General features: G+C 61.2%; 12 protein-coding genes (1 of these 12 cut by a window edge). 7 read left to right on the top strand and 5 right to left on the bottom strand.

All coding sequences use genetic code 11. The features are described 5' to 3' along the window. Positions 1 to 1,266 carry the 3' end of an RNA polymerase-associated protein RapA gene (gene rapA, locus MRK42_RS18860; protein WP_354688513.1) on the top strand. 1,602 nt of this gene lie to the left of the window's left edge, so 1,266 of the gene's 2,868 nt are visible here — the last part of the coding sequence; its start codon lies off the left edge, out of view; its stop codon occupies positions 1,264 to 1,266. Positions 1,267 to 1,438: 172 nt separating this feature from the next. Beyond that, positions 1,439 to 2,095 (top strand): bifunctional tRNA pseudouridine(32) synthase/23S rRNA pseudouridine(746) synthase RluA, encoded by a 657-nt coding sequence (gene rluA / locus MRK42_RS18865; protein WP_061476523.1) that lies wholly within the window; start codon positions 1,439 to 1,441, stop codon positions 2,093 to 2,095. Between the two features lie 52 nt (positions 2,096 to 2,147). Here the strand turns inward: rluA and MRK42_RS18870 are convergent, their stop codons facing one another. From MRK42_RS18870 to treR, 5 genes are all read right to left on the bottom strand, one after another. Then, entirely contained in the window at positions 2,148 to 2,336 is a 189-nt protein-coding gene (locus MRK42_RS18870; protein WP_026458732.1) for a hypothetical protein, read from the bottom strand. Positions 2,337 to 2,449: 113 nt separating this feature from the next. After that, complete coding sequence (locus tag MRK42_RS18875; RefSeq protein ID WP_354688514.1) at positions 2,450 to 3,073, bottom strand: sugar O-acetyltransferase; 624 nt, start codon at positions 3,071 to 3,073, stop codon at positions 2,450 to 2,452. 3 nt (positions 3,074 to 3,076) lie between these two features. Next, positions 3,077 to 4,738 carry an alpha,alpha-phosphotrehalase gene (treC, locus tag MRK42_RS18880; RefSeq protein ID WP_354688515.1) on the bottom strand — a complete coding sequence of 554 codons (1,662 nt, stop codon included), beginning with the start codon at positions 4,736 to 4,738 and terminating at the stop codon, positions 3,077 to 3,079. A 65-nt stretch (positions 4,739 to 4,803) separates the two neighbouring features. Then, a complete protein-coding gene (gene treB / locus MRK42_RS18885; protein ID WP_354688516.1) occupies positions 4,804 to 6,234 on the bottom strand; it encodes a PTS trehalose transporter subunit IIBC in 1,431 nt (476 codons plus the stop codon). Positions 6,235 to 6,425: 191 nt separating this feature from the next. Next, entirely contained in the window at positions 6,426 to 7,373 is a 948-nt protein-coding gene (gene treR, locus MRK42_RS18890; protein ID WP_354688517.1) for a trehalose operon repressor TreR, read from the bottom strand. A 131-nt stretch (positions 7,374 to 7,504) separates the two neighbouring features. Between treR and MRK42_RS18895 the strand changes: the two genes are divergently transcribed. The 5 genes from MRK42_RS18895 to MRK42_RS18915 all read left to right on the top strand — a co-directional run bounded on the left by MRK42_RS18895 (position 7,505) and on the right by MRK42_RS18915 (position 12,093). Continuing rightward, positions 7,505 to 8,455, top strand: coding sequence for an AEC family transporter (locus MRK42_RS18895; RefSeq protein WP_042025158.1), 951 nt, complete (start codon positions 7,505 to 7,507; stop codon positions 8,453 to 8,455). A gap of 78 nt (positions 8,456 to 8,533) precedes the next feature. After that, positions 8,534 to 8,728: a heavy metal-associated domain-containing protein gene (locus MRK42_RS18900; protein ID WP_201980340.1), complete on the top strand. Its 195-nt coding sequence runs from the start codon at positions 8,534 to 8,536 to the stop codon at positions 8,726 to 8,728. Positions 8,729 to 8,858: 130 nt separating this feature from the next. Continuing rightward, positions 8,859 to 9,917 (top strand): L-asparaginase 2, encoded by a 1,059-nt coding sequence (gene ansB, locus MRK42_RS18905; RefSeq protein ID WP_042025156.1) that lies wholly within the window; start codon positions 8,859 to 8,861, stop codon positions 9,915 to 9,917. A gap of 199 nt (positions 9,918 to 10,116) precedes the next feature. Further along, positions 10,117 to 11,409: a hemolysin family protein gene (locus tag MRK42_RS18910; RefSeq protein ID WP_224210483.1), complete on the top strand. Its 1,293-nt coding sequence runs from the start codon at positions 10,117 to 10,119 to the stop codon at positions 11,407 to 11,409. 18 nt (positions 11,410 to 11,427) lie between these two features. Then, the gene (locus tag MRK42_RS18915) at positions 11,428 to 12,093 is read left to right on the top strand and encodes a DedA family protein (RefSeq protein ID WP_042025154.1); all 666 of its coding nucleotides are present in this window, start codon (positions 11,428 to 11,430) and stop codon (positions 12,091 to 12,093) included. The last annotated feature ends 10 nt before the right edge of the window (positions 12,094 to 12,103 follow it).

Consider the following 12,103-nt stretch of genomic DNA (forward strand, 5'->3'; position numbering starts at 1 on the left):
TCGGCCTATTTCGCCCAGGCCGAGGGGGGCGCCCAGGTGCTGCTCTGCTCCGAGATCGGCTCCGAGGGTCGCAACTTCCAATTTGCCAGCCACCTGGTGCTGTTCGATCTGCCGCTCAACCCGGATCTGCTGGAACAACGTATCGGTCGTCTCGATCGTATCGGCCAGCAGAACACGGTCGAGATCCACGTCCCCTATCTGGAAGGCACCTCCCAGCGCGCCCTGCAACTCTGGTATCACGACGGTCTCGATGCATTCGAGCAAACCTGCCCGACCGCCCGCCCCGTATTCGAGGCGGTGCGTGACGAGTTGTTCGAGCTGCTGGCCGCCAATACCGGCGATCAGGAAGCACTGGAAGCGCTTCTGACCAAGACTCGCGAGCTGCATGAGCCGCTCAAGGCCAGGCTGGAACAGGGTCGCGATCGCCTGCTGGAAATCCACTCCAGCGGTGGCGAAGCCGCCCAGCAGCTGGTCGACAAGTTGGCCGCCGAAGATGACGACACCAGCATGATCTCCTTCGCCCTCAAGATGTTCGACGAGATCGGCGTCAATCAGGACGATCGTGGCGAGAATGCCCTGGTGCTGACTCCGGGCGATCACATGCTGGTCTCCAGCTTCCCGGGGCTACCCCAGGATGGCATGACCATCACCTTCGATCGCACCACTGCCCTGTCGCGGGACGACATGTCGTTCCTCTCCTGGGATCACCCCATGATGCGCGGCGGTATCGACCTGATCCTGGGTTCCGAGATCGGCGCCACCTCGGTTGCCCTGCTCAAGAACAAGGCACTGCCGGTGGGTTCCATCCTGCTGGAGCTGATCTTCGTCGCCGAATCTGCGGCTCATCCCCAGCTCTACCGCTTCATGCCGCCCACCCCAATTCGCCTGCTGATGGACAAGAACGGCAACAATCTGGGCGACAAGGTGGCGTTTGATGCCTTCAACCGCCAGCTGACACCGGTCAACCGCCATCTGGGCAGCAAGCTGGTGACCGCCTCCCAGCCGGTGATCCACGGCCTCATCGGCCAGGGGCAGGCCATTGCCGAAGAGCTGAAGGCGGAGATCGTCGACAAGGCCCGTGCCCAAATGGCGCAAACCCTTCAGCAGGATCTCGATCGTCTGGAGGCGCTCAAGGCGGTCAATCCGAACGTGCGCGACAGCGAACTGGATTATCTGCGCAATCTGCAGGCAGAATTGCACCACCTGATCGACCAGACCCAGCTCAAGCTGGATGCCATCCGCTTTATCGTGGTCACTCATAACTGATGAAGCTGTGAAGGCATCATCTGGTTGATAACGACCAGAGCCAACGCAAGTTGGATGCCATGCTCTTTTTATCCTGGTCACCCATCACTGACAGGGCACATACCCTGCTTTGATGTGGTTACCCATAACTGATGGGGGCTTGCCCCCGCTTTGACCAAAGATGCGAGACGCTATGTTTGTATACTCACCGCCCCTGGAACCCTGGCTCGATATCCTGTTCAAGGACAAGGACATCATGGTGGTCAACAAGCCCACTGGCCTGCTGAGCGTACCCGGGCGCGGCCCCGAGAATGAAGACAGCGTGCTCCATCGGGTGAAGCAGCAGCACCCCAAGGCGGCGGCGGCCCATCGTCTCGACATGGCGACCACAGGCGTGCTGGTGATCCCCCTTAACCCCAACTCCCACCGGGAGTTAAGTCGGCAATTTCGCGAGCGGGAGACCGAGAAGCACTATCTCGCCTGGGTATGGGGCGAGCCGGAGCAGGATGCGGGTGAAGTGGATCTGCCGCTCTGCGTCGACTGGCCCAACCGGCCGAAGCAGAAGGTGGATTTCGAGGAGGGACGCCATGCCCTGACCCTTTGGCAGAAGCTGAAGGTGGAAAACGGCAACAGCCTGATCAAGCTGACCCCCATTACCGGTCGCTCCCATCAGCTGCGGGTTCATATGCTGGAGCTGGGGCACCCCATCCTGGGGGATAACCTCTACGCCAATCCGGATGCTCTGGCGGCGGCTCCCCATCTCTATCTCCATGCGGCCAGTCTGACCATCAGCCACCCCCGCAGCGGCGAGCGGATGACCTTCGAGGCACCCGCCCCCTTCGCGGTATAAGGCACAAATAAAAAAAAGCCCCCATCAGATGATGGGGGCTTTTGTATCAGTGTCAGACACGAATATCGATTTTGCTTCCCAGTGAAGCGTTGGCCGATGTAGGTGCAGCCTGAGCTGGCTGTACCGCGGTCTGGATCAACTCCAGTGCGGCTTGCCCGTTTTGGGTTTGCTGCTTTTTGGCCAGGCTGGCCGCCAGCAAGGCATAACCTTCAGATGTAGATGCAGAACTAGATATATCCATTGAGTACCTCCTGCCTTCAATAGTATCGGCCAGCCCACCCGAAACATGAGCACTGAATATAAAACAATCTGAAAAGCGTGCGGCATCAATCAGATAGGGTCATCGTCAACGCTTTACTCCATGACAGACCCGGTTGCTCCTGCCAGCTCCTCAGGCGTCATGGGTCGCAGCACCTTGCAGGGGTTACCGGCCGCCACCACGCCCGCCGGCACATCCTTGGTCACCACGGAGCCCGCGCCGATCACGCTGTTGTCCCCAATGGTGACGCCGGGGCAGATGACGACGCTGCCGCCCACCCAGACGTTGTGGCCGATACGCACCGGCTTGCCGAACTCCACCCCCTTGATGCGCGGCGCCACCGCCACCGGGTGAGCGGCCGTGTAGATCTGCACCCCGGGCGCCAGCAGCACGTTGTCGCCGATGTGCACCTCGCACACGTCGAGGATGGTGCAGCCCACGTTGGCGTAGAAGTTCTCGCCCACGAAGATGTTGGTACCGTAGTCGCAAAAGAAGGGCGGGTTGATGGCGCACTCCTTGCCACGACCGCCCAGCAGTTCATGGAGCAGGGCATCGCGCGCCGGTTTCTCCTGCCAGCTGGTGTTGAAGGTGTGATAGAGCCTGCGGCAGCGCTCGCGCGCCGCTTTGAGCTCGGGGTCGCCCGCATCATAGGGCTCCCCCGCTACCATCTTCTGCCACTCGGGGCCACGCACCGCCGCCTTCATCATCACCTCGCTCATCGCCTACTCCACCAGCCAGATCAGGGATTCATAAGGGCGCAGCATACAGGATTGCGGCCGGGCCGGGCTATCCGGGTAGTTGCCAAGCAGCAGACGCCCCTTGCCGGTGGCCAGTTCCTCCGGCAGGGCGAAGCTGGCAGGCTCGCCGTAGAAGTTGCTCACCACCAGCAGGGTCTGACCGTTGGCGCGGCGGGCATAGGCCCAGATCTGCTTGTGCCCCGCCAGCAGCTCCTGATAATCCCCGTGAGTGAAGATGGGGTGCGCCTTGCGCAGGCGGATCAGATCCCGGTAGTGCCAGAACACCGAGTCGGTGTCGGCCAGCGCCGCCTCGGCATTGATCGCGGGATAGTTGGCGGCGGGCTTGAGCCAGGGAGTGCCGCTGGTGAAGCCGGCATTGGCCGCCGCGCTCCACTGCATGGGCGTGCGGGAGTTGTCACGGGACTTGGCGCCGAGAATGGCCAGGATCTCGGCCTCACTCATCCCTTCGGCCTGCTTGATGGCGAAGATGTTGCGGCTCTCCACGTCCTGATAGTCATCGATGCACTGATAACCGGGGTTGGTCATGCCGATCTCCTCCCCCTGATAGATGTAGGGAGTGCCCTGCAGACCGTGCAAGGTGCTGGCCAGCATCTTGGCCGCTATCACGCGATGTTCGCCCTCGTCGCCGAAGCGGGAGACGATGCGCGGCTGATCGTGGTTGCACCAGAACAGCGCCGACCACCCCTTGCCGTGCATGCCGCTCTGCCAGCGATTTAAGATTCGCTTGAGTCCGAGAAAATCGAACGGCGCCTTGGTCCACTTGTCGCCATTGGGATAATCCACCTTCAGATGGTGGAAGTTGAACACCATGGAGAGCTCGGAGCCATCCAGCGCTCCATAGCGCTGGCAGTGCTCCAGGCTGGTGGAGGACATCTCCCCCACCGTCATGGCGCCCACCGGGGCGAACACGTCACGACTCACGTCCTGCAAAAATTCGTGGATGCGCGGCCCATCGGTGTAGAAGCGGCGGCCATCGCCACTATCGTCGTTGGGGAACGCCTGCTCCTTGGAGATGAGGTTGATGACGTCGAGCCGGAAACCGTCCACCCCCTTCTTCGCCCAGAAGTGGATGATCTTCTTCACCTCGGCGCGCACGGCCGGGTTCTCCCAGTTGAGATCCGCCTGTTCGCGGGCGAAGAGGTGCAGGTAGTACTGGCCGGTGGCCTTATCCAGCTCCCAGGCGCTGCCGCCAAACTTGGATTGCCAGTTGTTCGGCACACCACCCTCCACCGGGTCTTTCCAGATGTAGTAGTCGCGGTAGGGGCTGTTCTTGTCCCCCAGCGCTGACTTGAACCAGGCATGCTCAGTGGAGGTGTGGTTGACGACGATGTCCATCACGATCCGGATGTCGCGCGCGTGGGCGGCGGCCAAGAGTGCCTCGAAATCGGCCATGGTGCCGTAAGCGGGATCAATATTCAGGTAGTCGGCGATGTCGTAGCCGTTGTCCACCTGCGGCGAGACGTACACCGGAGTCAGCCAGAGGGCGTCGACGCCGAGGGTCTTGAGATAGTCGAGGCGGGTCATGATCCCCTTGAGATCACCAGTGCCGCGCGCGCCACTGTCCTGAAAGCTCTTGGGGTAGATCTGGTAAATCACGGCGCTCTGCCACCAGGGTGTTTGGCTCATGGGTCTTGCTCTTGTCTCGAATGAAAAGGGAGAGGGCGACCCGCGGGTCGCCCTGATGCGTTAGGTCAGGCGCTGGCCAGCTCCAGCTTGCCGGCCGCCTGCTGGCGCTTGTAGACCAGCAGGGTCAACACCACAGGCACTATGATGGCCACCAGCATGGCCACGGCGTAGATGGCCCAGTATTGCGGCTGGATGGAGAGGATGCCGGGCAGCCCCCCCACCCCGATGCCGTTGGCCATCACCCCGGCGAAGCCGCAGATAAGGGCTGCCAGGCTCGAACCCACCATGGCGCACAGCATGGGGAACTTGTACTTGAGGTTGATGCCGTACATGGCCGGCTCGGTCACCCCCAGGTAGGCGGAGATGGCGGCGGGCACCGAGATCTCGCGCTCGTTCTCCTTGCGGCTCATGAGGATGATCCCCACGACCGCAGACGCCTGGGCGATGTTGGAGAGGGCAATCAGCGGCCAGATCGGGGTGCCGCCCATGCTCTGCATCAGCTGCAGGTCCACCGCGTTGGTGGTGTGGTGGATGCCGGTGATGACCAGCGGTGCGTAGAGGAAGCCGAACAGGGCCGCACCGATGGGGGCGAAGGAGCCTGTCATGGCGGCCTTGGCGGCGAAGCCGACGCCGTCACCCAACCAGCGACCGAACGGGCCGATGAAGGCGTGCGCCACGATCACCGCCAGCAACAGGGAGACGAAGGGCACGATCACCAGGTAGAGATAGGCCGGGATGATGCGTTTGAGGTTGGTTTCCACCCAGGCGAGGAAGACACCCGCCAGCAGGGCCGGAATGACCTGGGCCTGATAGCCCACCTTCTGGATGACGAACAGACCGAAGTCCCACACCTCGGGGGTCTGCTGGCCGATGCCATAGGCGTTCATCAGCTGGGGCGACACCAGCGTGATACCCAGCACTATCCCCAAAATCTCGGAGCCGCCCATCTTCTTGACCGCCGACCAGCAGACGCCCACCGGCAGGAAGTGGAAGATGGCCTCACCCAGCAGCCAGAGGAAGGCGTGGACCTGGGCCCAGAACTGGCTGATCTCGGTGAGGGTGTGGGTGCCGTCGTCGAACATCTTGATGTCGCCGATAACGTTGCGAAAACCCAGGATCAGACCGCCGGTGATGATGGCCGGCAGCAGGGGCACGAAGATCTCCGCCAGGTGGGAGATGCCGCGCTCGAGCGGGTTCATGTTCTGGCGCGCCGCCTGCTTGGCGGTCTCCTTGCTGCCGCCGCTGACGCCGATCTCTTCGGTCAGCGCCTTGTACCACTGCTCCACCTCGTTGCCGATGACCACCTGGAACTGGCCGCCCTGGGTGAAGCTCCCTTTCACCGCCGGGATGGTCTCGATGGCCTTGCTGTCGGCTTTGGCCGGATCGTTCAGGACGAAGCGCAGCCGGGTCAGGCAGTGGCTGACGGTGGCGATATTCTCCTTGCCGCCGATCTTGTCAATCAGCTGAGCCAGATGTTGTGTGTTGATCTTGGACATGAGCCTTCCCTCTGTGACTCCATTGATAGTGATCTGCCTCGCCCTTCTGAGCCAGTCTGCCGGCTCGAGCGTTATTGGTATCGTTCCCAATCAGCATGACGGCAATTTGGCCAGATCAAAATGGGAACGTTCCCATTTCGTGGTCAACGTCACAAAAAGCGCGTTTTTTGTGCAGTGCTAAGTGATGGGGTTCACAAGGTATGACAGGGAGCTATGGTCGCCAGCGGGCAGCACTCCTGCTCGATCTGACCGAGCAACTGACGGGCCGCCTGCTCCCCCGCCCCCTTGTAACCGAGATCCAGGCTGAGGGCGTTGGGGAAGAGGAAGGTAAGCATGGGGTTGTTGCCAAGACCGGTCACCAACACCTCGCTACGTCCTTGTTCTTGCAAGTATTTTGCCGCACCGATGGCGAGAGTATCGCTGGCACAGACCAGCGCCTGGGTGGTGGGAGTCAGCAGCTCAGCCGCCAGCCGGTAGCCACTTTGCAGGCTGAGGTCACCGAGGGCGCTGCGTGCCGCCAGACCCTGTTCCCGACAAAAGGTCAGATAGGCGTCGAGCCGGCGCTGACCCGTGGTGAGATCCGAGGCATCCACCCCGAGATAGGCGATATCGCGGATATTACGCGCCACCAGCTGGGTCAGCATGGTGTGCACCGCCCCCGCATCGTCGAAACAGACCGAAGAGAAGCCCGGATGCTCGCGCGCCACCAGCACCAGCTTCTCCCTGAGCGGCGCCATGGCGTCATAATCCAGATCGTTGAAGGCAAAGAGGATGATGCCATCCACCCCGCGCCGCTCCAGCACCGCCAGATGCTCCTGCACCTTGGCAGGGGAGAATTTGCTCTCCATCAGCACGGCGTCATAACCGCGCTGATAGAGAGTTTCCAGCATGCCGCGCACCGCCTGGTTTTCGGAACTTGAATCGAGCCGCGAGACGATGATGCCGACCACCTGCTGGCTCTGGCTGCGCATGGCCCGCGCCGACTTGCTCGGCACAAAGCCATGCTCAGCGATGATCTGCTCCACCCGCTCACGGGTCGCCTGCTTGACCTTGGGATCCTGATTGAGCACCCGGGAAACGGTCGACTTGCCAACACCGGCAAGGCGGGCGATATCGAGGATGGTCAGCTTCTTGTCCATGAGTCAGGCTCGGCAGTGGAAATTGCCCACATTGTTGTGATTAAGCCCTTTGAATACAAGCCCATGGCGTTAGAATGCCCTTTTGGCCCCGGCGAACGCCGTGCCACTCGCCATTGCACAGGACGCGCATCATGGATCTGTTGGCAAGTCTGCACTTCTCCCTCTCCATTACCGGCCCCATCTGCGTGGTGCTGCTGCTCGGCATCTGGCTCAAACAGCTGGGCCTGCTGCCCGACAGCTTCGTCGAATCGGCCTCGCGTCTGGTGTTCCAGGTCACCCTGCCGGCGCTCCTGTTCCTCAGCATGGTGCGCACCGACTTTTCGACCATGCCGAGCCCCTGGCTCATCCTCTACGGCCTGCTCGGGACGCTCACCGGTTTTCTGGTGCTGGAGCTGCTGGCAGCCCGCTTCATTCCCGAGCGGCGTCAACGTGGCGTCTTCGTGCAGGGCAGCTTTCGCGGCAACATGGGGATCATGGGGCTGGCCTATGTGCAGAACGCCTACGGGCCGGAAGGGATCGGCGCCGCCGCCCTGCTGGTGGGCTCGGTCACCGTGCTCTACAACATCCTCGCCGTCGTCACCCTGACCCGCAGTCTGGGAGGCAACAAGGGGGTCAAACCCATCCTCAAGGGGATCGCCAAAAATCCACTCATCATCGCCATCCTGTCAGCACTGCCGTTTGGCCTGCTCGGCATAGAGCTACCCCAGCTGGTCACCACCACCGGTAACTACTTTGCCAACATGACGCTGCCGCTGGCACTCCTGTGCACCGGCGCCAGCCTCAACCTCAAGGCCCTGCGCGGCGGCGCCATGCTGACCGGCTGGGCTACCGCCAACCGGCTGCTATGCATTCCCGTGCTGCTGGTCGCGGGGGCCTGGGCGCTTGGCTTCAGCCCACAGGCACTCGGCATCCTGTTTCTCATCAGCTCCACCCCGACTGCCGCCGCCAGTTATGTGATGACCCGCGCCATGGGGGGCGACAGTTCACTGGCCGCGAACATCATCGCTACCACCACGCTGGGCTCCCTTCTCACCACCAGCCTGGGAGCAGCCCTGATGAACTATCTGGGCTTGATGGGGTAACAACGAAGTGACGGGTGACTTGACCTTGCCGCGAGCGGCAGCTTTAGGCTTGCATTACACCCAAAAAGGAGACTCATCATGACTATTGAACTGACAGTGACCGGCATGTCCTGTGGCGGTTGCGCCGCCAGCCTGCAAAAAGCCCTGCTGGCCCAGCCGGCGGTGACCGCCGCTCAGGTGGACTTCGCCAGCAGCAAGGCGATCATCGAGAGCGAATTGAACAAGGCGGAGCTGATCGCCCTGATTGAAGCCAAGGGTTTCTCGGCAAGTTAATTTATCTCCATAGAGGTATAAAACAGGTTAAAAATCTGTACTCACCTGTCTTTTGGTGAGTTTTATCACAGACATCGATTATTAAATGGGCAAACTTGCTGCGATTATTCCAACCAGAAGGATTTGCAGCATGACCCTACCGATCCGCAAGACCCTGCTCGCCGCCGTGCTCGGCCTGACCCTCTCCCCCATGGCCATGGCCCTGCCCAATGTGCATATTCTGGCCACCGGCGGCACTATCGCCGGCGCCGGCCAGTCTGCCACCCAGTCCAACTATGAGGCTGGCAAGGTAGCCATCGAGACCCTGATCGCCGCCGTCCCCGAAATGAAGAACGTGGCCGACGTGCAGGGAGAGCAAGTAGTCAAGATTGGCTCCCAGGATATGAACGACGAGGTGTGGCTGAAGCTTGCCAAGCGGGTCAACGAGCTGCTGGCCAAGGATGATGTGGATGGCATCGTCATCACCCACGGCACCGACACCATGGAAGAGACCGCCTACTTCCTCAACCTCACCGTCAAGAGCGACAAGCCGGTGGTACTGGTCGGCGCCATGCGCCCCTCCACTGCCATGAGCGCTGACGGCCCGATGAACCTCTACAACGCCGTGGTCACCGCCTCCGATCCCGCCTCCAAAGGCCGTGGCGTCATGGTCGCCATGAACGATACCGTGCTGGATGCCCGCGACGTCACCAAGACCAACACCACAGGCGTGCAGACCTTTGCCGCTCCCAACTTCGGTCCGCTTGGCTACATCCACAACGGCAAGATCGACTATCAGCGCAGCCCGGCTCGCCTGCACACCAGCAAGACCCCGTTCGATGTGAGCAAGCTCGACAAGCTGCCTCAGGTCGGTATCGTCTATAGCTATGCCAACGCCACCGAGCTGCCGGCCAAGGCCATGGTGGATGCCAAGTTTGATGGCATCGTCAGCGCCGGGGTAGGCAACGGCAACCTCTACCACAGCCTGTTCGACACCCTGGCTCAGGCGAGCAAGGACGGCATTCGCGTGGTGCGCTCCGCCCGCGTGCCGACCGGCGCCACCACCCTGGATGCTGAGATCGACGACGCCAAGTACGGCTTCGTGGCCGCCGGCACCCTGAACCCGCAGAAGGCGCGCATCCTGCTGATGCTCTCCCTGACCCAGAGCAAGGATCCGGCCCAGATCCAGCGCTGGTTCCAGCAGTTCTGATCGAATCAATTCAGGCAATCACAGCAAGGGCGGGATTTCCGCCCTTTTTTGGCTCCCCTCCCCTGACAGGGACCCCTCGCCTGCCCCAAGCCGGGGGCGTGATAAATTAGCGAACCGGATCACCTGCTTTCACAAGCGCATCGCGGCCAAATTCATTACACTGCCAGCGATCTTTTCTACTTAGGAGTGCTGCCGCAGTATGGAAATATTGATCCTGTTTGGATTGATTTTGCTCAATGGCGTCTTCGCCATGTCGGAAATTGCCATCGTGACCGCACGCAAGGCTCGCCTTGCCAAGATGGCCAGTGAAGGAAGTCGCTCCGCCGCCATCGCCCTCAAACTCGCGGAAAACCCGACCCATTTTCTCTCCGCCGTCCAGATCGGCATCACCACTATCGGCCTGCTCAACGGTATCTACGGCGAATCCCTGCTGGCCCAACCTTTCTCCCTCTGGCTGCAGGAATGGGGGCTATCCCCCAAGAGCAGCGGTACGATCGCCACCGTCATCGTCGTCGTCACCGTGACCTATCTCTCCATCGTGGTGGGGGAACTGGTGCCCAAGCGCCTCGGCCAGCTCAGCGCAGAACGCCTTGCCTGCCTGGTGGCGCTCCCCATGCACTGGCTCGCCACCCTGACCCGTCCCTTCGTCTGGCTGCTGTCGGCCTCCACCAATGCTACCCTGCGCCTGTTGCGGGCCAAGCAGGATGGCGGCGCCAACGTCACCGAAGAGGAGATCCACGCCATGCTGGTGGAGGGCTCCGAAGCCGGGGTGATCGAGGATCATGAGCACACCATGCTGCGCAATGTGTTCCGTCTCGACGAGCGCAGCCTCTCCTCCCTGATGGTGCCGCGCAGCGATATCCGCTATCTGGATCTGTCGCTGCCGCTGGAAACCAACCTGCAGCGCCTGGTGGAGGAGCGTCACAGCTATTTCCCGGTCTGTGACGGCAACCTCTCCGAGCTGGTGGGGATCATCGACGTCAACCAGGTGTTGTATGCCTATATCAAGGGGGAGCCCATCGACCTGGCCACCCTGACCCAGGAGGGAAGCCTGCTGCCCGAGACCCTCAACGGGGTCGAGCTGCTCAACCACTTCCGCACCCACAGCGAACAGATCGCCCTGGTAGTGGATGAGTATGGCGAGTTGCAGGGGCTGGTTACCCAGCAGGATCTGATGGAGGCGCTGGCCGGGGATTTTCAGCAGGAAGACGGCGACGACAACTGGGCATTCCAGCGTGCCGATGGCAGCTGGCTGCTCGATGGCCTGATCCCTTTGCCAGAATTGAAGGACTGTCTGGAGCTGGTTCGCCTGCCCGAGGAAGAAAAACATCACTATCACACCCTCGGAGGGCTTATCATGCTGCTCCTTGGTCGTGTTCCACAGACCGGCGACCTGGTCACCCTGGAACAGTGGCAACTGGAAATTGTTGACATGGATGGTCTGCGCATCGACAAGGTGCTCGCCATGCCCTTGACCGATCAACCCAGCTAACCTGCGGAGTTTGCAAGAATGGAGCGGTTTTACCAACTGGCCCACGCCTTTATGCATCAGGATCTGGTGACCCTGTCTGATCCCCAAATGGCCTTCATGGTCTGTGCCGTCTTATTGACCTTTCTGGTGCTCGAGAATGGCTTTATCCCTACCGCTTTTCTGCCCGGCGACAGCCTGCTGATCCTGACCGGCGTGCTCATCTATCAGGATGTGCTGTCGCTGGCGGTGATCCCGCTGCTGATCATGGCCACCTTCGTCGGCACCTGGCTTGGCTACATGCAGGGGCGCTTTCTCGGCCACACCCAGATGTATCATCGCCTGATGTCTCACGTGGAGGATCGCCACAAGGAGAAGGTCTACTACCTGCTCGACAAGTACGGCATCCTGACCCTGATCACCGCCCGCTACATCGCTTTCGTACGCACCGCCTATCCCTATATCGTTGGCGCCACCGAGCTGCCGCAGGGACGCTTTCTCGTCGTCAATTTCATCAGCTCCATCATGTGGATCTGCCCGCTGGTGGGATTCGGCTACTACCTGAGTCACACCAAGCTGGCGGCCGAATACCAGTCGCAGTTTCTCAGCATCATCCTCTACCTGCCGATCGTGCTGCTGGTCAGCGGCATCATCGCCCTGCTCTGGCGCTGGCTCAGCAAACGCAAGGCCGCAAAATCCCGGGATTGACACCCATCTC

Source organism: Aeromonas sp. 19NY04SH05-1, assembly GCF_040581895.1.
Lineage (GTDB): Bacteria > Pseudomonadota > Gammaproteobacteria > Enterobacterales > Aeromonadaceae > Aeromonas > Aeromonas enteropelogenes.